Annotated in this window: 24 protein-coding genes; 9 read left to right on the forward strand and 15 right to left on the reverse strand. The window is 38.5% G+C overall.

All coding sequences use genetic code 11. From position 1 onward, the window contains the following. The first annotated feature begins 81 nt into the window (after positions 1-81). Genes EMIN_RS05195 through EMIN_RS09500 form a run of 3 tightly spaced genes read left to right on the forward strand, consistent with a single transcriptional unit; the run spans position 82 to position 1,555 of the window. On the forward strand, positions 82-399 hold the full coding sequence (locus EMIN_RS05195) for a thioredoxin family protein (RefSeq protein ID WP_012415184.1): 318 nt from the start codon (positions 82-84) through the stop codon (positions 397-399). Positions 400-456: 57 nt separating this feature from the next. After that, entirely contained in the window at positions 457-1,056 is a 600-nt protein-coding gene (locus EMIN_RS05200) for a nitroreductase family protein (protein ID WP_012415185.1), read from the forward strand. A gap of 13 nt (positions 1,057-1,069) precedes the next feature. Then, entirely contained in the window at positions 1,070-1,555 is a 486-nt protein-coding gene (locus EMIN_RS09500; RefSeq protein WP_012415186.1) for a type IV pilin protein, read from the forward strand. A 55-nt stretch (positions 1,556-1,610) separates the two neighbouring features. On the opposite strand, the gene EMIN_RS05210 is transcribed toward EMIN_RS09500, so the two are convergent. Continuing rightward, complete coding sequence (locus EMIN_RS05210) at positions 1,611-2,177, reverse strand: thymidine kinase (protein ID WP_187146174.1); 567 nt, start codon at positions 2,175-2,177, stop codon at positions 1,611-1,613. A gap of 120 nt (positions 2,178-2,297) precedes the next feature. On the opposite strand from EMIN_RS05210, the gene EMIN_RS05215 reads away from it, so the two are divergent. Then, the gene (locus tag EMIN_RS05215; protein ID WP_012415188.1) at positions 2,298-2,903 is read left to right on the forward strand and encodes a LexA family protein; all 606 of its coding nucleotides are present in this window, start codon (positions 2,298-2,300) and stop codon (positions 2,901-2,903) included. Between the two features lie 311 nt (positions 2,904-3,214). Continuing rightward, the gene (locus tag EMIN_RS05220; protein WP_012415189.1) at positions 3,215-4,477 is read left to right on the forward strand and encodes an alginate export family protein; all 1,263 of its coding nucleotides are present in this window, start codon (positions 3,215-3,217) and stop codon (positions 4,475-4,477) included. Positions 4,478-4,580: 103 nt separating this feature from the next. Here the strand turns inward: EMIN_RS05220 and EMIN_RS05225 are convergent, their stop codons facing one another. Genes EMIN_RS05225 through EMIN_RS05255 form a run of 7 tightly spaced genes read right to left on the reverse strand, consistent with a single transcriptional unit; the run spans position 4,581 to position 10,162 of the window. Continuing rightward, entirely contained in the window at positions 4,581-4,943 is a 363-nt protein-coding gene (locus EMIN_RS05225; protein WP_012415190.1) for a protease inhibitor I42 family protein, read from the reverse strand. A gap of 37 nt (positions 4,944-4,980) precedes the next feature. Beyond that, positions 4,981-5,244 carry a hypothetical protein gene (locus tag EMIN_RS09690; protein WP_012415191.1) on the reverse strand — a complete coding sequence of 88 codons (264 nt, stop codon included), beginning with the start codon at positions 5,242-5,244 and terminating at the stop codon, positions 4,981-4,983. After that, on the reverse strand, positions 5,235-6,116 hold the full coding sequence (locus EMIN_RS05235; protein WP_012415192.1) for an ABC transporter permease: 882 nt from the start codon (positions 6,114-6,116) through the stop codon (positions 5,235-5,237). The genes EMIN_RS09690 and EMIN_RS05235 overlap by 10 nt, the downstream gene beginning before the upstream one ends. After that, positions 6,116-7,291 carry an ABC transporter permease gene (locus EMIN_RS05240; protein ID WP_012415193.1) on the reverse strand — a complete coding sequence of 392 codons (1,176 nt, stop codon included), beginning with the start codon at positions 7,289-7,291 and terminating at the stop codon, positions 6,116-6,118. Before EMIN_RS05240 ends, EMIN_RS05235 begins: the two co-directional genes overlap by 1 nt. 7 nt (positions 7,292-7,298) lie before the next feature. Further along, entirely contained in the window at positions 7,299-8,279 is a 981-nt protein-coding gene (locus EMIN_RS05245; RefSeq protein ID WP_012415194.1) for an HlyD family secretion protein, read from the reverse strand. 34 nt (positions 8,280-8,313) lie between these two features. Continuing rightward, positions 8,314-9,672, reverse strand: coding sequence for a TolC family protein (locus tag EMIN_RS05250; RefSeq protein WP_012415195.1), 1,359 nt, complete (start codon positions 9,670-9,672; stop codon positions 8,314-8,316). Further along, on the reverse strand, positions 9,659-10,162 hold the full coding sequence (locus EMIN_RS05255) for a MarR family winged helix-turn-helix transcriptional regulator (protein WP_012415196.1): 504 nt from the start codon (positions 10,160-10,162) through the stop codon (positions 9,659-9,661). Before EMIN_RS05255 ends, EMIN_RS05250 begins: the two co-directional genes overlap by 14 nt. A 445-nt stretch (positions 10,163-10,607) precedes the next feature. On the opposite strand from EMIN_RS05255, the gene EMIN_RS05265 reads away from it, so the two are divergent. Next, the gene (locus tag EMIN_RS05265) at positions 10,608-11,711 is read left to right on the forward strand and encodes a GMP reductase (protein WP_012415197.1); all 1,104 of its coding nucleotides are present in this window, start codon (positions 10,608-10,610) and stop codon (positions 11,709-11,711) included. 207 nt (positions 11,712-11,918) lie between these two features. On the opposite strand, the gene EMIN_RS05270 is transcribed toward EMIN_RS05265, so the two are convergent. Both EMIN_RS05270 and EMIN_RS05275 read right to left on the reverse strand, forming a co-directional pair. Then, complete coding sequence (locus EMIN_RS05270) at positions 11,919-12,806, reverse strand: SPL family radical SAM protein (protein ID WP_012415198.1); 888 nt, start codon at positions 12,804-12,806, stop codon at positions 11,919-11,921. Positions 12,807-12,872: 66 nt separating this feature from the next. After that, positions 12,873-14,351, reverse strand: a complete 1,479-nt coding sequence (locus EMIN_RS05275) for a bifunctional metallophosphatase/5'-nucleotidase (RefSeq protein WP_012415199.1) — start codon at positions 14,349-14,351, stop codon at positions 12,873-12,875. Between the two features lie 132 nt (positions 14,352-14,483). Here EMIN_RS05275 and carA point away from each other — a divergent pair, with 132 nt between their 5' ends. Together carA and carB are read left to right on the forward strand one after the other, a co-directional pair. Continuing rightward, positions 14,484-15,656, forward strand: a complete 1,173-nt coding sequence (gene carA, locus EMIN_RS05280) for a glutamine-hydrolyzing carbamoyl-phosphate synthase small subunit (RefSeq protein ID WP_012415200.1) — start codon at positions 14,484-14,486, stop codon at positions 15,654-15,656. Between the two features lies 1 nt (position 15,657). Next, a complete protein-coding gene (gene carB / locus EMIN_RS05285; protein ID WP_012415201.1) occupies positions 15,658-18,966 on the forward strand; it encodes a carbamoyl-phosphate synthase (glutamine-hydrolyzing) large subunit in 3,309 nt (1,102 codons plus the stop codon). A 211-nt stretch (positions 18,967-19,177) separates the two neighbouring features. On the opposite strand, the gene EMIN_RS05290 is transcribed toward carB, so the two are convergent. From EMIN_RS05290 to EMIN_RS05310, 5 genes are all read right to left on the reverse strand, one after another. Then, positions 19,178-19,564, reverse strand: a complete 387-nt coding sequence (locus EMIN_RS05290; RefSeq protein WP_012415202.1) for a GyrI-like domain-containing protein — start codon at positions 19,562-19,564, stop codon at positions 19,178-19,180. After that, positions 19,561-20,931 (reverse strand): amidophosphoribosyltransferase, encoded by a 1,371-nt coding sequence (purF, locus tag EMIN_RS05295; protein ID WP_012415203.1) that lies wholly within the window; start codon positions 20,929-20,931, stop codon positions 19,561-19,563. The genes EMIN_RS05290 and purF overlap by 4 nt, the downstream gene beginning before the upstream one ends. Positions 20,932-21,248: 317 nt before the next feature. Then, the gene (gene rbr / locus EMIN_RS05300) at positions 21,249-21,788 is read right to left on the reverse strand and encodes a rubrerythrin (RefSeq protein WP_012415204.1); all 540 of its coding nucleotides are present in this window, start codon (positions 21,786-21,788) and stop codon (positions 21,249-21,251) included. Next, entirely contained in the window at positions 21,785-22,186 is a 402-nt protein-coding gene (locus EMIN_RS05305; RefSeq protein ID WP_012415205.1) for a Fur family transcriptional regulator, read from the reverse strand. Before EMIN_RS05305 ends, rbr begins: the two co-directional genes overlap by 4 nt. Before the next feature lie 364 nt (positions 22,187-22,550). After that, positions 22,551-23,369, reverse strand: coding sequence for a PI-PLC domain-containing protein (locus EMIN_RS05310; protein ID WP_148204465.1), 819 nt, complete (start codon positions 23,367-23,369; stop codon positions 22,551-22,553). Between the two features lie 243 nt (positions 23,370-23,612). Here EMIN_RS05310 and EMIN_RS05315 point away from each other — a divergent pair, with 243 nt between their 5' ends. Then, a complete protein-coding gene (locus EMIN_RS05315; RefSeq protein WP_187146153.1) occupies positions 23,613-23,981 on the forward strand; it encodes a YbbC/YhhH family protein in 369 nt (122 codons plus the stop codon). Positions 23,982-24,092: the final 111 nt, after the last annotated feature.

Genomic DNA, 24,092 nt, shown 5'->3' on the forward strand with positions numbered 1-24,092 from the left:
CACTCCTTAAACCTTTTTTATATTATAGAAAAATTATAGTATACTAGACTTATCAATCTTTAAAACCCAGGGGAAAGCAAGATGAAAAAAACTCTAAATGATGAAAATTTTAAACAGGTCACCTCAACTCATGAAAAGCCTTTTATGGTTGAATTTTTTGCAACCTGGTGCCCGCACTGCCAGCGTATGGCGCCGATTATAGACGAACTTGCGGTTGATTTTGAAGGCAAGGCTGATATTTTTGTTATAGACGTTGATATAGCCGAAAAGACAATTGCAGAGTTTAAAGTTTCAGGCACGCCGACAATAGTGTTTTTTAAAGAAAACAAACCTTTTAAAGAACTTGTTGGGGAAAAGCCTAAGCAAATACTTGTTGAGATACTTAACGAAATTATTTAAATAAACCGCCCCTGCCGCAGTAGCCGGGGTAAAAATATTATTAAGAGGGTTAAAACTATGTCAGACTTTAAAGAAGCCGTTAAAAAAAGAAGAAGCATATACACAATAAGCTCCGACACAACTATTAAAGATAAAGAAATACAGGAAATTCTTGAATTCGCGCTTATGCACGTTCCTTCCGCATTTAATTCACAGTCAACAAGAATTGCTTTATTGCTGGGGGAGCATCACGCCAAATTTTGGAATATCGTAAAAGATACTATAAAAAAAATGGTGCCTCAGGACGCCTTCAAAAAAACAGAGGAAAAAATTGACTCCTGTTTTGCCTGCGGTTATGGCACAATATTATTTTTTGAGGACCAAACCGTTGTAAAAGGCCTGCAGGAACAGTTTGCCGCTTATGCGGAAAACTTTCCAAAATGGTCAGAACATACAGCGGGAATGCATCAGTTTACCGTATGGACTATGCTTGAAGACGCCGGCCTTGGAGCAACGTTACAGCACTATAATCCGATAATTGACGAAGCCGTTTATAAAGAATGGAATATAGACAGAAACTGGGTTTTAAAAGCGCAAATGCCTTTCGGTTTAAAAAAAGCCGAAGCTGAACCCAAAGAATTTTTACCCATAGAAAAAAGACTTAAGATCTTTAAATAAAAAAGGAAAAATTATGAAAAAAGGATTTACCCTTATAGAACTGCTTGTAGTTGTTCTTATAATAGGTATATTGGCCGCAATTGCTTTGCCGCAATACCAAAACTCCGTTTTAAAAAGCCGTTTTGCGCAAGCCTATATTATGGTTAAAGCAATGGGCGACGCGCAGGAAAGGTTTTTTTTACAGAGCGGCGCTTATGCGGAAAAGTTTGAGGAGCTTGATATTGACATATCCGGTACGATAACATCTTGCGGGGATGCGGACGAAGGGTCAGAATGTAAACAAAACAATAATTTTATTTACCGTTTACGCGGGCCTTCAAGCGGTATGGTTCAGGCAAGGATGGCTGTGGGAAACAAATCCATAGCCACGCTTGAATATTACCCAAACAGACAGGAAAGAAATTGCATTGTACGCAGCAGCAGCGAACAAGGTCATAAACTGTGTAAATCCTTAGGCGGAAAACAATGGCCGTCAAATACGGAATATTATACGCTTTAAAATTTAACAAATAAAAAAACCGCGGTTATTAAACCGCGGTTTTTTTATTTGCAAATTATTTGCCGGGTTTAAAACATTTGCGGCACCTGGCTTCATAAACACCCTGAGCGCCCACAAGTATTCGGCTTTTGGCCTTTGCTATCCTTTGCGTTCTGCTGGCGGGGCTGCCGCACTTGGTGCAGACGGCAAGGTTTTTTGTAACAAACTCCGCCTTGGCCATAAGTAAGGCCATGGCCTCAAAAGGTTTGCCCGTATAGTCCAAATCAACGCCCGAAACTATAACCCTTTTACCTTTTTGGGCAAGAGTTTCGCATACGTCAACAAGCGTTTTATCAAAAAAATTGCCTTCGTCAACCGCTACTACGGTTGTGGAAGGTTTTACAAGTTTTAAAATTTCGGACGCGGTGTTTACATGCTCGCTTTCAAGCTTAGTTTTATTATGGCTTGCTATGGCGTTACAAGCGTACCTTTTGTCTAAAGATGAGTTAAAAACCTGTATTTTTTGTTTGGCTATTTTAGCTTTTCTAAGGCGGTTAATAAGCTCCTCGCTTTTGCCTGAGAACATGCATCCGCAAATAACCTCAATACGTCCTTGTTTTTTTGTGTAAGTGTACATTTGGATATCCCTTCATAAGTGGTTTGATAATATATAATAGCAAATTTAAATTTAGAACAAAATATAGAACATTGACAAATGTCTTATTATTTTCTATATTTATTTTATATACGGAGGGAATTGGTTATGAAATTGCATAAAAACCAACAAAAACTTTTACTTTTACTGCAAAAACATATAGCGGAACCGCTTTCTATGGAAGAGCTTGCGGAGGAAATGGATATATCAAGCAAAAGCGTGGTTCACCATCACATAAAACAGCTTGAAAAAAAAGGTTATTTAATAAGAAACACAACCAATCCCCACTATTACCAAATTAAAAACCCTGAGGAAAAGGTTGTCTATCTTCCCATGTACGGCATGGCAAAATGCGGGCCGGAAGGCACTATTTTAGACGGCACGCCTACACGCATTGTACCTGTTGACCCGGGTATGGTGCAATTTCCCATTAAAAAAGGTTTTATGGTTGAAGCAAAAGGCTCCTCTATGGAGGATTTAATTCACGCTAAGGACTGGCTTATTGTTGAACAGTCTAACACACCAAAGGTCAATGATATCGTTGTCTGCGTTAATAATGAGGAAACAATGGTAAAAAGATTTTGCACCGAAGGAGACAGCATTATTTTAATTTCGGACAACCGTAAATTTATTCCCATAATAGCGGATAAAGGCTCTTTTAAAGTTGAGGGCATTGTAAGAAGCGTTATTAAAAGAGGAATAGGCGAAGCGTAATAAAAGATTTTAATTTAAATTTAATTGGGGTGGTAAAACACATAAAAGCTGTGGATTATTTGCCTTAAAACATAAATTCAAAGGCAAATAAGCGGCTTAAACGTTGTATAAAAAAAAACGCTTTGGTAAAAATTTTTACCAAAGCGGCCCGCAGCGGTTTAACTTTTTATACTCTTCTTAAAAAATAAAATATTTAAATTATTATGACGTAAAACCCGCCCATACATCCAATAATTTAATGTAAAATGTATACAACAAAATAATACTTTTTATATATTTTTACCTAAGGCCATAAAAAATAGAATTTATAAATGGCGCGTTATTTTATTTATATTCTCTGTATATTTTTCCCCTCCACAGTATTTTCAGGCACATTTAACACTGAATTTTGGCTTAACTCCAACGCTTCCGTTTTAAATAATATCCCCGGATATTCCCAAAATGAAAATAAGATGAAAAATCTAAACACCAATATTTTCCTTTCGGCCGGTTATTCTCCCGTTAAAAATATATATTTAGATATGCTGGCCTCGGCAAAGCAAAACTATTACTATAATGAGTTTGACAGTAATAACAGCTATAAAGGTTTTTTACATAAGGGGAGCGTTACTTTAGGAAATGAAACGGCGGCTTTAACTGCCGGGCGTATATTTTACGGTGAAAAAAATACTTTAACCCCTTATTTCGGGCTTTATGATAATTTTTTCGGACATACAGCCTCTTCTCTAAACGGTTTTAAGGCAGATTTAAACACAGGTTGGGTAAGCTTGGCTCTATTGGCGGGCAAAGAAAACGATGATTTTACCGAAAACTCAAAAAGTGAAATTTACGGGGCTTCTTTGCATTTTAAACCTTCGCAATATTTTGATATAAACCCTTTCGTCTACCAATTAAAAGACAGCGATATTGATTATTTTTATACAAAAATTGACAGACAAATACTAGGCGCGGCATCTAATATTTATATGGGTATGGGTATGAATTTTTACCTTTCATACGCTAAAAACTCCGGAGAAGACACCTATTTTTCTTCCTATAAATTCAAAAACAAAGGCGACGCCTGGCTTGCCAAGTTCAACGCTGAAACAGAAAATAAAATATTCCGCTATAATTTGAGATTTATGTATGTACGAAGCTCGGGTGAAAAATTTAACTCAACAAACTCAACCTTTAAAGGCATTAATACATATGTATATTTAGGTTCAATATTTTCAGGCACGGATATGTTTTGGAATTCCCCCTATTCCCGCTTTACGCAACACCCTTTCGGTAATATAGACAATATTACAGCTTATAATTTAGGAGCAACGGTAGCGCCTAAATTTACACGTTTTTTTAAAATCGATTTTGATATTTACAACATTTCAAAAACTAAAATGCCCTACCAGCAAGAAGATATCGGGGCGGAAATGGATATAGCGCTTACTTTAATGCCTTTTAAAAATGTTGATTTAAGCCTTATTTACGCGGTATTTTACCCTGGAAACGCTTATAAAGAAGCAATACCTTCAACCCCTGGTTATGAGGTTAATAATATTAAGCAGTTGGCCGCCAGGCTTAATATCCGTTTTTAAAAATTTTATTTTTTTAATCAGACATAAAAAACCCCGCTCTTTTAACAGCTTTCAAAAAGCTGTTAATCTGCCAAACTAAACAGGTTTAGAGCGGGGATTTTATTTATTTAATATCTATTATAACTACGGGACCTGATTTTATTTTCTTTTTGCCTTTAATGTTTTTAACTTTTACGAATTTTACCGTTTCCTGTCCGGTTTCGGCATTTTTTACGTTAAATAAAAATGTTTCCGTGCCGCCTTTGCTAAGATCCATAGGGTCGGCAGGCAAGAAAAGGCTATTAACAAAAATAACTTTTTTTAATGCTTCCGGCTCTGACACTTCAAGGTCATAGCCTGAAGAGGGATTAGATTCTAAAGACACTTCTAAAGAAGTCCCTGATCTGGCAGAAACAACTTGTTTGCTTGCACAACCCGCGCAAAATACAGACAAAGACACAATCATTAATAATACTGCTTTTTTCATAAAACCTCCCTTAAACCGCAACCCTTATTATATATTTTCATATTTTATGGGGATATCTTTTTTTAATCACCCTGTACCCTAATATACCATAAATCAAAGCTAAAATACATAAGCCCGCGAACTCAAACGCCATAGCGCTAAAAGGCGCGCTCATAATATAAAGCCTTATCACTCCGTCTATACCGAAAGTATTGGGTATAAAGACGCTGAAAATTTGTATAACTTTAGGCATTAAATACCTGGGCCACACCGCGCCTGAGGAAAACAAAACCGCCATGGAACTTACTATAATTAAAAGCATGGAGGTTTCCCTCTCTTTAAAAAACCGGAAAGGAAAATCCCTAAAAATATGACGGCAAACATAAAAGGCGTTAAATAAAGCATCATAGCCAAAATATTATCCCCGCCGGTAAAACCAAACACTCTGTACATAATCACAAAAAGATAAACAAAATAAATCAGGCCGAAAAATAAAAATGTTAAAACTTTAGACGCGAAAATATGCCAGACTTTTGTGTTTTTCTTATATTTCTTTTTACTTTCCCTTAACGTACCGGCGCGCATGCCTATGCCTATTAAAAGAATTTGGTGTATTATAACCAAAAATACCGCCGGCACAACATATTCCGTATATCCGCCGGAAGGATTGTGCAAATTTTTAGTTATAAGTTTTACCGGGCTTCGCATATAAGGAGAGTAGCGGCCCGCTCCTTTGGCCTGCAGTTTTTTTATTTCAATAGAGGCCGACATTGTTTTTATAACCCTTTGCGCGGCTGATGAAACCTGCTTATAATAAATTAAATAACTGCCGTCGGTATAAATTTTTACCTGCTGCGGCTTGCCTTTTAAAATGTTTTTTTGAAAATCGTTATCAATATAAATAATGCCGTAAACCTGCCTGGCTGACAAAGCTTTACGGGCGGAAACCAAATCCGTATGCTGTTTAACTACTATTTCCTCGGTAGAGTCAAGCATTCTTATAAGCGTTCTGGAATTTGAAGTATCGTCCATGTCAATAACGGCAACGGGAATGTCGCGCACAGTAGCCTGTGAGTACGGCAAAGGATAAAAAAAGGAATAAAACAAAGGCCCGCCAATCATCAGCACCATAATGCCTTTGTCCATAAACAAAGCTCTTATTTCTTTATAAAAAAGGCGAATGACCTCTTGCATTATGATGCCCCCCAAGAAGATTCATCTACCGTCCAGCGGGCAAAAAGCTTGCTTCCTACAAAAAAGAAAACAGCGCCCAGGCCAAGCATTATAAGCACGGCGTTAATGCTGCCTGAAGTGCCAGAACCTCTTATAGCTTCGTTAATTAGAATTCTGTTAAAATGCGTACCCGGCAGAAAAAAAGCCCACATCCTGGCAAGAAGCGGCATAGCTTCAAGCGGGAAGGTAACCCCGAAATAAGCAAAAGCGGGCGCAGAATATATTCCCGCCATGCTAAGCCCCATTCTTAAACTTTTTGTAAGGCCGGATATCAAAACCCCTATGGAAGAGCAGAAAAAAGTAAAAGCCGCGCCGCCTAAAATTATCATAATAACGCTGCCTCTTAAAGGTATTTTAAAAAATATAAATAAAACAGAAAGCATTAAAGCTGCCTGCGCGATATATAAAACTATATAAACCGCCATTTTGGCGTTGATTACACGAAAAGGATGTTTGTTTACAAGGCTGCCTATCTGCCTGGCGCTGCCTGTTTTAAGTTCCGTTAGAAGAGAGTAAACCAAAGTAAGCGATACAAATAACTGTAAAAGAGCCGGCACAAGCCCCAAAACAAGAAAATATATATAGTTGCTTTGCGGGTTATATAAAATGCTTTCGGTTACTCCTATAGGCGTTGTAAAAGCCTCGTCTAAATAAGAAGGCGCTCCCATGGCAGATAAAACCTGGGTTCTGTATTTTAAGGAAAAATCGTCAACCGCGCCTATTATCCCCTTAGAGGCAACCCCTCCCACAAGCAGGTACTGGTTGCTTATATATGCCGTTACGGAACCGCTTTTGTTTTTTAAAAGATCTTTTTGGAAGTCCGCGTCAATATTAATAACGGCAAAAATTTTACCTCTCTGCATTAAATCTTTAGCCCGGGTAAGATTATCCGTGTAATAAGCGACACGCAAAAACGGACTTGCGTCAAAATTGCGTATAAGTTCTTTGGATTGCGCGGTTTTGCTGTTGTCGTTAACGGCTATAGGAATACGGCGTATTACCGCGTTTGAGAAGATTGTCGTTATTATGCCAAGAATTATAAGCGGGTACGCCAGGCAATAAAAAGCCACCAATTTCTTTTTCTTAAAAACAAATTGGATTTCACGCTTTATTATGTACCATATTTTATAATGCATAAACAGTTTATTTTCTTACTTTAAATAAGGCGGTCATACCCTGGCGTAGGCCTTCAATTTTTTCATCTGGTCTCAGACGCACCTCAAAAGTTTTTAAGTCAAAATCACCGCTGGTTTTTGTAGCGCTCCATACAGCGAAATCACCCATTTTAGATATATAGGAAACTTTAAATTTATATTTATGGCTGCCCAGCGCGGGGATTCGCACTTCTATTACCTGGTCCATCTTTATATTTTTTAAAAGATCTTCACGCATATTAAAAGTAAGCCAAACGTCATCAAGGTTGAGCATTGTTATAATAGCGAACCCCGCTGACACAAGTTCGCCCCGTTCAACCACAACGCTGCTTATTTCCCCGTCTATAGGAGCTACTAAAGTTGTTTCCCCCACGTAACTTTTTATTTCGGCTACAGCGCCTAAAGACTGGTCTTTAGCGGCACGGGCGGCCGTTTTATCTTCAACCCTGGTTCCCGTTATAGCCATATCATAACGGGCTTTGGCGGCTTCAGTGTCGCTTTTGGCGGCGTTATACTGCGCTTGGGCCTCGTCATTTTTTTGGGCGGAAACCACGCCGCCTAAATATAACTCGTTAACTCTATCATAGGTTTTTTTAGCAAGGTCTTCCGCCACTAAAGTTTTTTGCCAAAGGCTGTAAGCGGCAGTTTTGTCCTCTTCCCTGGTACCCGTTTGCGCTTTTTTATACTGCGCTTCCGCCATGCGGGAAGCGGCCAAAGCCTGTTCTGACTTGGCCATAATCTCAGGTGAATCTATTTTAGCAAGCACGGTTCCCTGCTTAACAAAGTCCCCTTCCGTTACAAAAACTTCCTCAATACGGCCCGTTACTTTCGGGGCTACGCTTATTTGCCTTATAACAACTTCGCCCTGTAAAATAAGATATTTAGGCTTAAATATAAAAAACAAAATTATAAGCGTAAAAACTATTAATGACCCTATTATTATTTTCCTGGCAGATTTAAACTTCAACATTATTGGTATCCTCCAAATTCACGGCTCGCTTTTTTTAAAGACATTTGCCCTGGTATTTGGCAAAGTCCTGTGTCCGCCCGGTTAAGCTGAGCAGGTTTGAAAGCGACACGACAAAATCGTATGAAGCGGACAAACTGTCCAACTCCGCTTTTAAAAGCTGGGTTCTTGCCATATTTACTTCTAAAGAGGTTCCCGTACCCGCTTTGTAAGCCAAAGTTCTCATTCTTAAAAATTCTTTGGCAAATTTAATTTCCTCACGCACAGCCTCATAATTATAAACGGCGTTTAACATTTTTTTATGAAAATGTTCTACGTAAGTATCAATGTCTTTTAACTGTTTTTCTTTTAAGAAATCAACCATTTCCCTTTGGCGTTTTGCGGCTTTGCTTCTGTTGTATCCGCCAAAACCTTCAAAAATATTCCATTCAAAACCTACGCCGTAAGCGTATTCCGGTTCTAAAATAGTTAAATCATGCTCATGCAGTTCGCGCGTTCCGAATAAATAAACGGAAGGCATAAACGTGGATTTTTGCGCCTTTATATTGGCGTCGGCCGCTTTCTTTTTAGAATTTAAAATTCTTAAAGAATAGTGGTTTTGAAAAGCCAGTTTTTTAAAGTATTCCAAAGTATCAACGTCCTCTTTATGGCATACAAATAAATCTGAAACCGTGTTAACGGGCTCACTCTCAGACAATAGGCTTTGCAGCATAACTGAGGCGAGTTCCCGGTCGTTTAAAGAGGAGTTAAAATCCCTTCTGGCCTGTGTATAGGAAAGATCGGCCGACATTTTTTCCACCTTTGCTATAGTACCCGCTTTAAACATTTTTGCGCTGTTATCGGCGTGCTCCCTTGTGCTGTTCATATATTCGCGTCTTACTTTTACCACTTTTTTAGCCAGCATGGCGCGGAAATATTTTGTACTTACATCAACCAAAACATTATCGCGCGCGCCGTCAAGTTTGGCCACGGCTTCTTCTAAAGAAGATTTCGCCGCTATATTAGCCGCCCTTATTTTACCCCCCGTAAAAACCGGCATTGACGCAACAGCCTGCGCCTTAAAAAAATTATCGTCTTGAACCTGAGTGTAAAAATCAGGCAAAATAACAGACGGAGGATAAAGCGGCTGTATAGCGTCCCTTATAGAATTTAAATCTATGCCTATAGGGTCATTTATCCTTGTGTATTTGCCCTGTACGCCTATTTTTGGAAAATACAGTCCCGCAGCGGCCCTGTTTTCCGCCGCCGCGCGGTAAACGTCTTTTTGAACGGCTAAAATATTTTCATCAATCGCTAAAGTGCGGTTTAAAGCGTTTTCAAATGTATAGTCTTTAGCATAAGAAAATACGGCTGTTAAAATAAAAACCGCCGCCCCGCATTGTTTAATTATTTTCATCACCTTTCTCCAAACAATAAAGCCATTTCATAAGTCCCTGAGAAATATTACCTTTTGCCGCCATAGGCACATTTTTGGAAAGTGCTAAAATAAGCGCCCTGTACTTGGGCCATAATAAAGAGCAAAGGCTTTCTCCTTTAGCGGTAAGTTTTATAAGCTTGTTGCGTCTGTCTTTTTTATCTTCTTTTTTGGTAACAAGTTTATCTTTATAAAGTTTATCTATTAATCTTGTGATATTGCACTGGCTTACAAGCATTTTTTTACTTATTTCAACCTGGTTCACGCTGTTTGCCCCGCCATAAGATTTTAGAACCATCAAAATGTTAAACTGCGCGCTTGAAAGGCCGTAACTTTTTAAATAGTTATTTATAATCCTTTCTATTCTGGTATATAAAAGAGCCAAGACATGAAACATCACGACATCCGGCTCCTGCGCGGAGTTTATAACGCTAAATTTTTTTATATATTTTAACTGCTCTTTTGTAAGCATAATTTCATTATATAAAAAGATTGCTTAACATAGTAAAAATTAACATGTTAAGTTTTCTTTCCGCGTTTTGCGCCGCGTAAGTAAAAAAGCCTTACCGGGCCTCCCCTTAATTCGGCTCCATAATAAAATAAAAATCTTTTAAAATTGAGGCCTTTGAAGGCAAAATTTTTAATCTTGGACATAAGTTTTTTAACTATAGATTTTATTTCTTTAAGCGGGTAATTTTTTGTCATATCGCAAAATTGTTTTTATCTGTCGCCGCCCGGCCCTCCTTTAAATAGGGCAGTTTTAATATCATAAAGGTTTCTATTATTGTTCTTAAGGTTAAAATTGTGCTTTAATATATTATGCGGCATATGATTAAAGTAATACTGTAATTTGCCCGGAATTTTTGGCAGTATAAATAGGTTTTGCTTTACTAAATTAAAAAGACAGGATATAAAGTATGAGAATTTACGATGATATACAGTTAGACTATTGCGATGTTTTATTAAGGCCCAAACGCTCGCGTTTATCTTCCCGCTCGGAAGTGGATATTGAAAGAGAATATGATTTTAAATGGTGCCCTTTAAAAATAAAAGGAACGGGCGTAATGGCGGCCAACATGTCTACTACAGGCACATTTGAAATAGCCAAAATAATGCAAAAGTATAAATTATTTACCGCGCTTCACAAACATTACACGGCGGAAGAACTTATTAAATTTTTAAAAGATAATAAAAAGAATTTTAAAACCAACGGCTATATTTTTATAAGTTCGGGCGTGTCGGAAGAGGACTACAAAAAAATACAAAAAGTAATGAAAACAAAACTTATAAATAATATATGTATTGACGTGGCAAACGGCTATTCACCCTACCTTATAAATTATGTTAAAAAAGTGCGCGCGGCTTACCCCAAATGCTTAATAATGGCCGGCAACGTAGTTACCGGCGACATGACGGAAGACCTTCTTCTTAACGGGGCGGATATTGTTAAGGTTGGTATAGGCCCCGGCTCCGTATGCACAACGCGCAAATTAACGGGCGTGGGCAGGCCGCAGTTTTCAACGGTTATAGAATGTTCGGACGCTGCGCACGGCGTTGGCGGTATGATATGCGCCGACGGCGGCTGCACCGTAGCGGGCGATGTATGCAAAAGTTTTTGCGCGGGGGCGGATTTTATTATGTTAGGCGGCATGCTTGCCGGGCATGAGGAAAGCGCGGGCGACGTTATTAAAAGAGTATATATTACCACCGAAGTTGAAGACACGGGCGACGAACAGCTTAAATATGTTTTAAAAGAAAAATATTTTAAAAAATTTTACGGCATGAGCTCGGAATACGCGCAGGATTTATTTTACGGCGGGCTTAAAAAATACAGGGCAAGCGAAGGCAAACTTGTTGAAATCCCCTACCGCGGCGAAATAGAAAAAACTATTTTAGCTATCTTGGGCGGGGTAAGAAGCGCAATGACTTATGTTGGCGCTAAACGAATAAAAGACATGCCTAAATGCGCCACATTCTACCGTGTAAACAGGCAGTTAAACACGGTTTTCGGCAACGAATAAAGTTTATATATAAAAACCCCGCCGTTTGGCGGGTTTTTTTGTCTCAAAGCTTTGCTTTGTGATTTCACTCAACAACAAACAGTAACGCCTCCAGCTTGCTGCTGCGGAGGCGTTGTAAAATCAGAATACTATACATCCTCCGGTTTACGAAGGATGCGTTTTATAAAGTATCCATAAAAAACCCGACCAAACGGCGGGGTTTTTTTGTTAGAAAAGCTCAAGCTGCTCTTTAATTTCCTGCGGTTTTTTATAAGCAGCAATAATATCTTTCATATTATAGAGAATGCCAAACTTATCGCATTCTTTTTTAAATGCGCGCGTAAGCTGGTTTGTTTTGGGGCTTTGGCAGGAGTAAGACTCGCCGAAAGCGGTTATATATTTTTCCTTAGCGTAGGGAAAAAGGTCCGCTATTTTATTATAAAAATAATCCCGCTGGTTATCTCTTAAAGTAACTCCGAAGTACGAATATATAAACTTAGCCCCCGCGGCAGCCGTTTGGCGGACAATACTTAAAATATTATCTTCAGTATCATTAATAAAAGGTAAAACGGGCATTAACAAAACACCGCAAAATATGCCGTTATCCGAAAGCTGTTTTAAAGCCGCAAAGCGTTCAGAAGACGGTGAAACGTTAGGCTCAATTTGTTTAGACAAAGAGTCCTGAGCGCAGGTTATTGTTATTTTTATAATAACGCTTGAACGGGTGCAAATACTTTTAATAATATCAATATCTCTTGTTACAAGCGGGCTTTTTGTGGCTAAAGCAAGGCCAAAACCGTAACGATCTATTTCTTTTAAAGCGTTTCTTGTAAGATTGTGTTTTGATTCTTGAGGGTTATACGGGTCGCTCATAGCGCCGGAGGCGATTAAGCCTTTTTGGCGTTTGCGGCTAAGCTCAAAAGATATTTTAGCAACGGCATCCTCCTTAGCGCGGACTTCGTCAAAATTTTCAATTCGGTAGCATTGGCTGCGGCTGTCGCAATATATACAGCCGTGGCTGCAACCCCTGTATATATTCATATTATAATCTGTGGCAAACCAAAAGAGCGAAGGCTTGACTTTAGTTATTAAAGTTTTGGCGGGTATATACTTCATAAGAGTTCATTTTATCATTTTAAGTTTTATAAAACTAAACCCCCGGAAAAGCGGGGGTTCGGTAAATTATTTAATTTTTATTCTACCCGTTTTGGGCGGTGTTAACATGGAGTCTTTTAAAAGGGCTTCTTTAACGGTTTTATTTAATTTTATTTCAAGTTCGCGTTTTTTAGCCTGCGGTATATTTTCAAAAGATTTTGCTTCATATTTAGAGGTAAAAACTATAAAGCTGCTTGTGGCTACAAGATATTCTTTTTCACGCTCGAGCGGGCGTCCGTTTAGCTTTATATTAACGAAAGAGGCTTTGCCTTCCTCATTAAAAGTTATTTCGGCTTTTATGTTTTTACTGAACTGGAAAAAAGAAAATTCTTTAATAGTTGTATTTAGCATAAGGTCGTAAATAAAAGAGCCTTTTACCTTAACTAAAGACATATTGTCCTCATAAGGCATGGTTTGCTTTAAATCACGCTCGGTTAAACGGCCTTTTGGCAAATCAGCCTTAAAAGAAGTGGTGTTAATAAGGGCGAAATCAACCTTTTCCCCCGCGGATAAAGCGCGGTTATAAAAAACGTCCGCCGCGAAGTTTGCCATCTCGGTATCTAAAACAGAATCTTTTTTCCTTTGGTAATAAAAACATTCTTTTGCCTCGCAAAGGGGCGTTTCATAAGACATGTCTTTTATATTTAAAACAAGTTCTTTTATTTCACGGTCCTCATCTTGCGGTTTATTTATTACTAAAGGTATTGTTTTGGCTGACGAGCCTTTATAAACGCCTGTATTATCGTCAAAATTTAAAATTATTTTTGACACGTTTAAAAGCCTGCTGCCCGATTCAATAAATAAAACATTATTTTTTTTCTCAATTTTATTTACATGCAAATGCCCGCCTAAAGAAACATGTAGCGCATACTCTTTTAAAGCGGCGATATCTTGTGGCGTTACTTGGGCTGACTTATCATAAGAAGAAGCATGCATAAGCAAAATTACGGCGGCGGGGTTTTGTTTTTGCGCTTCGGCGGCTGCAATTTTATAACTTTCCAAAGCGTTGTTTACTTTATAATCTTTATTACCCGGCCCCGTAAGACCGATACCGATAACAGCTATTTTAACACCGTTAATTTTATAAGTTTTATAAGGTTTAGCGTTTGGAATGCCTTCTATATTAGATACTAAAATATCGGCCTTTAAATTTTGGGCGGCAGAGTCTAAAGCATTTTTACCAAAATCAAACTCATGGTTGCCTATGGTAACCGCGTTGTACCCAAGCTCATTATAAAGAGTTACGGCGGCGGCTCCTTTTGTGGCATTAACCTCTATATTACCCTGCATAAAATCGCCGCTGTCTAAAAGCAAATAATCTTTACCGGCGGAATCTTGTTTAATAAAAGCGGCTAAAGCGGCAAAGCCGCCCTTGGTTTCCTCCACCCCTGAACCTATGGGGAAAAAATATCCGTGCGTATCGCTTGTATGGTAAACAATTACTTCCTTGCCTTGCAAAACGGCCAAAAGAGATATAAATAAAAATAGAAGGGTTAACTTTCTCATATATAAAAATTGTAACCTTTATTGTAATAGACTTACAAGTGTCTAAAGGCCTATTTACGCGTGGGTCCCCATGAATTTGCATACCCTTTAATAAATTTGTTAAAATAAATAAGTTTAAAGAACTGTTCTACTATGATAAAAAAACTTAAAAAAGAATATAAAAAAGCCGTATTAGAGTTATCTAACGGTATAAAGATGGAAGGACGTCTTATCGGAGCGGACGCAATGGTAAGCGGAGAGATGGTTTTTTCAACCGGAATGCTTGCCTACAGCGAAGCGATGACAGACCCTTCCTATCTCGGACAAATTTTAGTCTTTAGCTTTTCATTAATTGGAAACTACGGAATCCCCTCTTTTAAAGAAGGGGATTTTTTTATGCCGCACGGTTATGAAAGCGCCGGCATTAAAACGCAGGGCATAATAGTGTCCGATACTTTTGACGACTGTTTTCACTACGAAAAAGGCAACAACATTAAAACTTGGATGAAGGATAACGGCGTGCCCGGCATAGCCGGTATAGACACAAGATACCTTGTGCAAATGATACGCGACTCTAAGGGGCCTTTATTCGGCCGCATAGTGCCGGAAGGCAAAAGCTCTTCTTACAACAGCACCAAGTTTGAGTTTTTAAAACATTTTAAGAAAACGGATTATGTGGACCCGTCCAAATATAATCTTTTGCCTTCGGCTTCGGTTAAAAAACCTGTTACTCTTGGCAAAGGCGATATCAAAATAGCGCTGTTAGATTTTGGCGTAAAAAGAAATATTATAAGAATATTTACGGACTACGGCTGCACGGTAACGGTTTACCCCTGGGATACAGATGTTGACACTGTTGAAACGGACGCATGGGTGCTTAGCAACGGCCCCGGCGACCCTAAACAAACGGGCGATTTAATACAAAGAGTAAAAAAACTTATTAAAGGCGATAAACCGATACTCGGCATCTGTTTAGGCCACCAGGTTTTGGCTTTGGCGGCGGGCGCAAAAACAAAAAAATTAAAACGCGGACACCGCAGTTTTAACCAGCCTGTTTTTGACGTTAAAACCAGAAAAGCCTTTATGAGCAGCCAAAACCATAGTTTTGAGGTGGACAAAGCCTCCCTCCCCAAAGAATGGGAAGTGTGGTTTGAAAACGCTAACGATTTTACCATTGAAGGCCTTAAACACAAAACAAAACCTTTTATGACGACGCAGTTCCACCCGGAAGCCTCAGGCGGGCCCAATGACACGGCCTGGGTTATAAAAGATTTTGTTTCCCTTATAAAAAAATCGAATAAGACTGTAAAAAAAGGAAAGAAATAATATGCCCATTCTTAATTTTTTAAAACCTAAAAACGGTAAAAAACAAAAAGTTTTATTGCTCGGTTCGGGTGCGTTATCAATAGGCCAGGCGGGCGAGTTTGATTATTCCGGCTCGCAGGCTATTAAAGCTTTGGAGGAAGAAGGCTTAGAAGTAATTGTTCTTAACCCTAACATAGCCTCCGTGCAGACAAACCCCGCTCCCAACAAAAAGATTTACCTTTACCCCGTAACACCTTTTTGGATTGAAAAAATTATTAAAAAAGAAAGACCCGTGGCTTTAATAGCGGGATTCGGCGGCCAGACCTCTTTAAACTGCGCTATCGAACTTCATAATAACGGCGTTTTAAAAAAATACGGCGTTAAAGTTTTAGGCACGCCAGTAAGCTCTTTAGAAATGTCCGAAGACAGAGATTTATTTTCCAAAAGAATGCATGAAATAGGCGTTCCCACCCCTCCCAGTAAAGCGGTTGAAACCGTGGAAGAAGCTTTAAAAACAGCGCTTGAAATAGGCTACCCCGTTATAACCCGCTCGGCCTACGCTTTAGGCGGTTTAGGCAGCGGTTTAGCTGAAAACCCCGAACAACTTGAAAAGCTGGCCTCCTCTGCGCTTACTTCCAGCCCGCAGATTTTAATTGAAAAATCCCTCCACGGCTGGAAAGAAATTGAATATGAGGTAATGCGCGACGCGTGCGGGAACTCCATAACAATTTGTAATATGGAAAACTTTGACCCCATGGGCATACACACGGGCGACTCCATTGTTATAGCGCCGTGCCAAACCTTAAATAACAGGGAAAATAATATGCTCCGCGACGCGGCTTTAAATATTGTTAAAAGCATAGGCGTTGTGGGTGAATGTAACGTCCAATTCGCTTTAAGCCCTTTTACGCTTGAATATTACGTAATTGAAATTAACGCAAGGCTTTCACGCTCAAGCGCTTTGGCAAGCAAAGCCACGGGTTACCCGATAGCGTTTGTGGCGGCCAAGGTTGTAAGCGGTTTTGATTTACTTGAACTTAAAAACCCCGTTACGGGCACAACGTCCGCTTTTTACGAACCGTCGCTTGACTATGTTTCATTAAAAGTACCTAGATGGGATTTGAAAAAATTTACCGGCGTTTCTAAAGAATTAGGCACGCAGATGAAGTCCGTGGGTGAAGTTATGTCCATAGGACGCAACTTTTGCGAGGTTGTGCAAAAGGCCCTTCGCATGGTGCAGGAAGACGAAGAAGGCTTAATGAAAGAAGTTTTTGCCGGTACGTCCGATAAAGAGCTTCTTAAAGAAGCCGCGCACCCTACAAACTTAAGAATTTTTGCCATTTATGAACTTTTTAAAAGAGGTTTTAGCGTAGATAAAGTAAAAAATGTTACCAAGATTGAACCTTGGTTTTTAAGCCATTTATTTTACTTAGCAAAACTTGAAAATGAAGTAGCCACATTTTTTAAAGGCGTAAAAGCGCCCAAAAAACTTACGGCCGACTTTATAAAAAAACAGTTTACCAATATAGATACGGAATATTTGAGAAGGTTAAAAAGCAGGGGATTTTCCGACTACCAGCTTACAAAACTTTTACTTTCCGTAATTTCCCCCAAAGAGAAATTTACGAATAAAGAAATTAATTCTTTATCTTTAGGACTTAGGGAATTAAGAAAGAAAATGAATATAGTGCCCGTGGTTAAACAAATTGACACAACCTCCGCCGAATATTACACGACTTCAAATTATTTGTATCTTACTTACGACGGCACTCACAATGATATCACGCTAAAAAAGAAAAACAAAAGTATTATTACGCTTGGCAGCGGCAGCTACCGCATAGGCAGCAGTTTGGAATTTGACTGGTGCTCTGTTATGACAAGCAAATACTTTAAACAGCAAAAAGACGACAGTATTATTATTAACTGCAACCCCGAAACCGTCTCGACCGACTTTAACAGCTCGGACAGATTATATTTTGAGGAACTTTCTTTTGAGCGCGTTATGGATATTATTGATTTTGAATCCCCCAAAGGCGTTGTGGCCTGCATGGGCGGGCAAAACCCCAATAACCTTACGCCTTATTTAAGCAGAGTGGGAGTTAATATTTTAGGGCACAGTTTTGAAACCGTTGAAAAAGCGGAAAACAGAACAAAGTTTTCAGCAATACTGGATTCTTTAAATATAGACCAGCCCAAATGGACGTCAGCCGCTTCAAGAAAGGAAGTTAATGACTTTGTTAAAGAAGTAGGCTTTCCTGTTCTTATAAGACCGAGTTTTGTTTTATCGGGCACGCTTATGAACGTGGCTAACGACCAAAAATCTTTGGACTACTATTTGTCGCTTACCAAAGATATTTCGGCAGATTACCCTGTGGTGCTGTCCCAGTTTATTTTAGACGCCAAGGAACTTGAGTGCGACGGCGTTGCCAAAAACGGCGAGGTGCTGCTTTCCTTTATTTCCGAACACGTTGAAAACGCAGGCGTTCACAGCGGCGACGCTACATTGGTTTTTCCAGCGGAAAAAATTTATACAAAAACAGCCAATTCAATTAGAGATATCGTTAGAAAAATAGCTAAAGGGCTTAACCTTAACGGGCCTTTTAATATACAGTTTATAGCTAAAGATAACGACGTAAAAGTAATTGAGTGTAACGCGCGCGCTTCACGCTCGTTCCCGTTTATAACAAAAGTTTCGGGCCAAAACCTGGCGGAGTTTTCCTGCAAAGTCATGAACAATGAAAAAGTTGATAAAGTGTTTATGGATGAGTCGGAAATTCCTTATACAGGCGTTAAAGCAAGCATGTTCAGCTTTCAAAGGCTTGACGGAGCCGACCCTATTTTAGGAGTTGAAATGGCCTCCACCGGCGAAGTGGGCTGCATAGGGGCAAATTTTAACGAGGCCATGCTTTTGGCTATGGAATCAACGCATATAAAAATGCCAAAAAAAGGTATTTTACTAAGTACTGGCCGTGAAAAAGATAAGATTAAATTTATGGAAGTGATTGATAACGTCTATAAATTCGGTCTGCCTGTTTACGCTACGCTGGGCACCGCAAATTACCTTAAAGAACACGGCTATGATGCTATACCCGTTATGTACCACCATGACCCAAAGCCCGTTGACGTAATAAAACAACGCAAGGTGGACTTTGTGGTTAACGTGCATAAAAGCTTGGAACTTGACGAGCTTGAACATAACTCGGCCATAAGAAAAACGGCTGTTAAATCAAACTGTTCGCTTTTAACAAACCTTGAAAAAGCGATAGCTTATTTTAAAGCGTTTGATTCTTATAAAGCATTATCTGAAAAAGACGACTTAATACATTTGTAATTAAATAAAAAAGCCCGCGGTCTAAGTCCGCGGGCTTTTTTGTTGTTATGAGATTACAAAACTCCCTTGCGTAAGCCGGGGATGGATAGTATCTTGATTTCACAACACCTCCGCCTTGTTGCTGCGGAGGTGTTGTTGTTTGCTGCTAGGTGAATCACAAAGCGAAGCTTTAAAACAAAAGAAACCCAGGTATGCGCTCGGGGAATTTCATTTAAACCGCTAAATAAATTTTAATTGTTTCACCCGGTATGTAAACCTCAAAATCCACCGTGTATTTACGCTTAATGTCCGAAGTCCAAATCTTTTGCCACTCCCCTGCAATACATTCATTATTTTCGGACTTTGTATCCCAAATATAATAATTACCGGCGGGGATAACAAACTCCTCCCCATTAGCACCGGCGCTTCCCACAATAAAATCAAACGCGCCCTTATAATCGCTTTCATAATTTGTGTAAACCGCGTAAACAGCCTCTGTAATTGGAGAATTGTCTATAAAAAAATTTTCCCACGCTATTTTAAATAAGTCAGGTGTTTTATTGTTTGCCCTGGCTTTTAAACCGTTAATTGTTATTTGTTTTTCTATATTTTGAATCATACCTTTAACCCGGTAGGGTATTTACCTGTAAAACATGCCGCGCAATAACCGCCGCATTTACCCTTTTTATTTTGTTCATTCCCCGCCACGGCCGCAAGCATGTTATTAATTTTAATAAACGTTACGCTTTCAGCGCCGATAAATTCCGCAATATCCTTTTCATTCATACGGGTGGACATAAGTTCTTTTTTTGTTGGGGTGTCTATCCCATAAAAACATGGCGATATAACTTTAGGGGCAGACAATGCCAAATGAACTTCTTTAGCGCCGCAATCTTTAAGTAACTTTACTATTTTTTTTGATGTTGTGCCGCGAACTAAAGAGTCATCTACCAAAACAATTTTTTTACCCATAATACTGGTTTTAATGGGAAATAACTTCATTTTAACCAAATGCTCCCTAAGTTCTTGCGTTGGCATAATAAATGAGCGGCCCATATAGTGGTTTCTAACTAAACCTTGCTCAAAATCGATGCCGGATTCTTTAGCAAAACCTAACGCGGCAAACATGCCGCTGTCGGGCACGGGCATAGCAATATCAGCCTTAATACCCTTCATTTGTCTGGCAAGCTGCGCGCCCATAGCCATGCGTGATACGGCAACCTCTTGGCCTTGCACACGGCTTGCCGGCATGGAAAAATAAACTTGTTCAAATACACAAACCGCTTTATCTTTTTTATCAAAAATATAGGATTTTTTTATTTTCCCTTTTTGTATAGTAATAATCTCACCGGGGGCAAGCTCTTTAATAACTTTGCCGCCTAAAAGCTCAACGGCTATAGTTTCCGATGTCAGTATATAAGATTTGCCAAGCTTGCCTAAAACTAAGGAGCGTATACCATGCGGGTCACGCACGCCTATCATTTTACTGCCTTGTAATAAAATTAAAGCATAGGCGCCGTTAAGCTTTTTTAATGCTTTAGGTAATGCGGTTTCAAGATCGCCTTTTTCGCGCTCTATCATATGCATAATATGTTCACTGTCGGAACTATGCGCAAAAATCGCGCCTGTTTTTTGCAGCATAAAAGCAAGCTGCTTATCGTTTGCTATATTGCCGTTATGGGCAAGTATAACACGCCCGTGTTTACAGTCAAACCAAAACGGCTGTGTATTTTCCAGCGAGCTTTTGCCCCCTGTAGCATAACGGACATGCCCCACCGCGATATCGCCATTAAGCCCGGCTAAATATTCAGGTTTAAATACATATGAAACATTACCCATGCCTCTATGGACACGGGTAATATTATTTTTTGTATCGGATGAAATTATACCGGCGGATTCCTGCCCCCGGTGCTGCAGGCTCAGCAACCCCTGAAACACTATGTTAGCCGCATCTTTATTGTTTTCTACGCCGAAAACACCACACATATCCAGCTCCCGGTAAAAGTGTTATATTAATATTTTATCTTTTTTGTAAAATGTATGCATGAAAGAGATAATTAAAAAAATGCCTGCTGACTTTTAAAAAAAAGCCATGGCAAAATAAAAAGTCTTTACTTTTTTATAGATAAAAGGCCGCGTAACTGCTCGGGTACATATTAAGTTAAGATTTTAGCAAGTTTTTATTTTGGCAAAGCCAAAACAGCTAATTTTTTTTGTACAGCAAAAAGCTCCGCATTTTACAATGCGGAGCTTTATTGTTTTCTCTCCCCCAACTATTTAATAAGTATAGCCCCAATCATAGCTTAATAATTAATCTTCCTGATTTCAAAGTATGCTTTTGCATATTTGCAAACAGGGCATACTTCCGGAGCGTCTTTATTTTCGCAGGTAAAACCGCAGTTAATACACTGCCATACAACTTTTTCGTCCTGCTTAAACACCTTGTCGCCTTCAATGTTGGCAAAAAGTTTTCTATATCTTTCTTCATGCTGTTTTTCAATTTCAGCTACTTTTTTAAATAAAAAAGCTATATCTTTAAAACCTTCTTCTTCAGCGTCTTTGGCCATGTTGGCATACATATCTGTCCATTCATAGTTTTCGCCTTTGGCAGCGTCTTCTAAATTCTCTAACGTTGAAGGAATGTTGCCTTCATGAAGAAATTTAAACCATAGTTTTGCGTGTTCACGCTCATTTTTAGCGGTTTCTTTAAAGATTTTACTTATTTGTATATATCCTTCTTCTTTGGCTTTTTTAGCATAGTAGCCGTACTTCATCCTCGCCTGGGATTCTCCAGCAAAAGCTATTTGAAGGTTTTTTTCTGTTTTTGTACCTTTTAATTTCATTGTTTTCTCTCCTTATTTTTATCCTTTTTACAATTTTTACACATGCCCTTTAAAACTAATCCGCCGGGTTCAATATCAAGCCCGTTCTTTTTAGCTATAAGGTTTAAAATCTCATAAAAATTACCGTCTATGTCAATATCAAATATTCGCGAACACTTTGCGCATATAAAATGCGCATGGTTATGCGTATTATAGTCAAAGTGTTCACTGTTACCCATGCCCCTTATTTTACGTATTACCCCTATATCTGAAAGTAAATTTAAATTTCTATAAACAGTACCCAGGCTTAAAGACGGATTATCCTTTTTTAAACTGTTATAAACATAATCAGCAGTCGGATGAATAGGATTACTTTTTAAAGCGTTTAAAATAATTTCTCTTTGTTTTGAATATCTCATATTTAAGCCTTTTTAGAATCTTAATAATAGTAACAATTACTATTATTATAAATAAATACTCTTTTGTCAACTCTTTTTATTTTTATATGTTAGAAAAAATAGCACTATCTTACCTTTAATAGAGATAAGAGTTTTATAAAACTCCCCAGGGTCACGTGCTGGGCTTCTTTTGTTTAAAAACTTCACCTTATTATTTTATTTAGCAACAAACAACAACGCCTCCCCGGCAACAAAACTGGGAGGGGGTAAATCAGGATACTATCCCTCCCCCTTCTTATAGAGAGGGTGCCCTGTACTTCCATAAAAAAACTCCTTCGCGTTCCGCGAAGAAGTTTTATATATAAAAGCTATCTTAATAATTTATTTAAAAAGGTAGATAGGTATATTCGTCTATCATATAAAGTTCCACTTTGGGATCTTTTAACATTTTGCGCTCCATAAAAAGTTTTTTAGCGCTTGGGCGTTTGGTAGTGCTGTAATGTATGGCCTTTTTCATATTGGGAAAATATGTTTTTAAATAATGGTATTTCCCTATACTACCGGCTAAAGCAAAAGGTTCATATTCGTCAATAATACGCTGCATTTCATTATTAACAGCTTCTCTTTTAGCGGGGTCGCCGCCGTCTTTATCCATTTCATGAGGTACTTGATAAATCAAAAGAAGACTCTGCTTTTTAAGTTTTTTGGCGGTTTCTTCGCCGGCCCCGCCGCCTATTTCAAAAAAGAAATTGGCGCGCGGAATATTAAACTTATCAGCCAAGGCAAGTATTTCATTAATATTATCTTCACTCAAATCGCTTTTTAAATCCATCCAAAAAAGGTTGTCATCTGGGCTTTCAAGAGCGGAAAAAATATCCTCCAAATTAGTCCAATAACCAAATTTCTTTTTAATATCATCATGCGCTACTATTATTTTTCCGTCATCTAAAACCATAATATCAAACTCAAAACCTTTAAAAGTGTTCTCTTTGATTTTGGCTCTTTTTAACGTATTAACCTGATGTAGAAATACAACATTATGATAACTTGTGCCTTTATAGGTTTCCGTTTCATGTACACGGCTTATAGGCTTAATATTATTGAATTTACTCTCCACATAAAAAAACGCCGCAAACAGACTCACAAGAGGTATCACTATGATTACAAAAAGTGCGGCTAAAGTATATAAAAATGCTTTCTTCATAAAAAACATTATAACAAAACAATCTTGGCAGGTAAAGAAAAAATAACTATTTCTATTTATATTCTCCTTTTTAACAGATTTCTTTAATATCTGCATAAACAATCTTTTTAAAATTACTTTATACAAATTAAAATTATAAAAAATCTAGTTTTTTATCTTACACCCTTTATGTTAAACCTCTGCGGCAGAGGTTTAACGATTTTTGCATATTGTATTTTAATATTATTCATTTATTCTATAAATATGAAGACTTTAAAAATTTTAATATTTTTAATACTTATTATTTTGACAGCCTGTAAAAAAGAGGATGTTAACGGCGCGTCTAAATACTGCTCTATGGAAAAACCTATCCTTTCAACAGTATCCCCCGCGACAGAACCCGAAATAATTGTTTTGTTTAACGAGCAATCGGCCATAGCCGCTGCGGAAGAGGAATTGGGTTATATTTTGGGACAGGAGCTTATGTCCGCACAAAAACCTTTCAAGGCTGCCGGATGCGACAATATGTGGGTTGTATACGGTACAAATGAGGTCGGCACCCTAAGCGGGGCTGTGCATATTATTTTAAGAAAACAAGATGGGAAAATCCTGCAGGTATTTTATGAAAAATAAAATGCCCGCGTCAAAATCCATAATTTCTTTTGATTCAAAAAGTCTTCCATGTTTAGACAAACAACATCACATCCGCTTTGCCTCGCGGCTATAATGCAACAGCAGGATTTT

The sequence above is a fragment of the Elusimicrobium minutum Pei191 genome, assembly GCF_000020145.1.
Lineage (GTDB): Bacteria > Elusimicrobiota > Elusimicrobia > Elusimicrobiales > Elusimicrobiaceae > Elusimicrobium > Elusimicrobium minutum.

Excerpts from the sequence above, each read along its gene's own strand:
- EMIN_RS05195 (WP_012415184.1), top strand. The coding sequence starts at position 82 with ATGAAAAAAACTCTAAATGATGAAAATTTTAAACAGGTCACCTCAACT.
- EMIN_RS09500 (WP_012415186.1), top strand. The coding sequence starts at position 1,070 with ATGAAAAAAGGATTTACCCTTATAGAACTGCTTGTAGTTGTTCTTATA.
- rbr (WP_012415204.1), bottom strand. The coding sequence starts at position 21,788 with ATGAAATTAAAAGGTACAAAAACAGAAAAAAACCTTCAAATAGCTTTT.
- EMIN_RS05255 (WP_012415196.1), bottom strand. The coding sequence starts at position 10,162 with ATGCTTACAAAAGAGCAGTTAAAATATATAAAAAAATTTAGCGTTATA.
- carB (WP_012415201.1), top strand. The coding sequence starts at position 15,658 with ATGCCCATTCTTAATTTTTTAAAACCTAAAAACGGTAAAAAACAAAAA.
- EMIN_RS05250 (WP_012415195.1), bottom strand. The coding sequence starts at position 9,672 with ATGAAAATAATTAAACAATGCGGGGCGGCGGTTTTTATTTTAACAGCC.
- carA (WP_012415200.1), top strand. The coding sequence starts at position 14,484 with ATGATAAAAAAACTTAAAAAAGAATATAAAAAAGCCGTATTAGAGTTA.
- EMIN_RS05225 (WP_012415190.1), bottom strand. The coding sequence starts at position 4,943 with ATGAAAAAAGCAGTATTATTAATGATTGTGTCTTTGTCTGTATTTTGC.
- EMIN_RS05245 (WP_012415194.1), bottom strand. The coding sequence starts at position 8,279 with ATGTTGAAGTTTAAATCTGCCAGGAAAATAATAATAGGGTCATTAATA.
- EMIN_RS05265 (WP_012415197.1), top strand. The coding sequence starts at position 10,608 with ATGAGAATTTACGATGATATACAGTTAGACTATTGCGATGTTTTATTA.
- EMIN_RS05215 (WP_012415188.1), top strand. The coding sequence starts at position 2,298 with ATGAAATTGCATAAAAACCAACAAAAACTTTTACTTTTACTGCAAAAA.
- EMIN_RS05310 (WP_148204465.1), bottom strand. The coding sequence starts at position 23,369 with ATGAAGAAAGCATTTTTATATACTTTAGCCGCACTTTTTGTAATCATA.
- EMIN_RS05315 (WP_187146153.1), top strand. The coding sequence starts at position 23,613 with ATGAAGACTTTAAAAATTTTAATATTTTTAATACTTATTATTTTGACA.
- EMIN_RS05235 (WP_012415192.1), bottom strand. The coding sequence starts at position 6,116 with ATGCAAGAGGTCATTCGCCTTTTTTATAAAGAAATAAGAGCTTTGTTT.
- EMIN_RS05290 (WP_012415202.1), bottom strand. The coding sequence starts at position 19,564 with ATGATTCAAAATATAGAAAAACAAATAACAATTAACGGTTTAAAAGCC.
- EMIN_RS05275 (WP_012415199.1), bottom strand. The coding sequence starts at position 14,351 with ATGAGAAAGTTAACCCTTCTATTTTTATTTATATCTCTTTTGGCCGTT.
- EMIN_RS05270 (WP_012415198.1), bottom strand. The coding sequence starts at position 12,806 with ATGAAGTATATACCCGCCAAAACTTTAATAACTAAAGTCAAGCCTTCG.
- EMIN_RS05240 (WP_012415193.1), bottom strand. The coding sequence starts at position 7,291 with ATGCATTATAAAATATGGTACATAATAAAGCGTGAAATCCAATTTGTT.
- EMIN_RS05305 (WP_012415205.1), bottom strand. The coding sequence starts at position 22,186 with ATGAGATATTCAAAACAAAGAGAAATTATTTTAAACGCTTTAAAAAGT.
- purF (WP_012415203.1), bottom strand. The coding sequence starts at position 20,931 with ATGTGTGGTGTTTTCGGCGTAGAAAACAATAAAGATGCGGCTAACATA.
- EMIN_RS05220 (WP_012415189.1), top strand. The coding sequence starts at position 3,215 with ATGGCGCGTTATTTTATTTATATTCTCTGTATATTTTTCCCCTCCACA.
- EMIN_RS09690 (WP_012415191.1), bottom strand. The coding sequence starts at position 5,244 with ATGCTTTTAATTATAGTAAGTTCCATGGCGGTTTTGTTTTCCTCAGGC.
- EMIN_RS05200 (WP_012415185.1), top strand. The coding sequence starts at position 457 with ATGTCAGACTTTAAAGAAGCCGTTAAAAAAAGAAGAAGCATATACACA.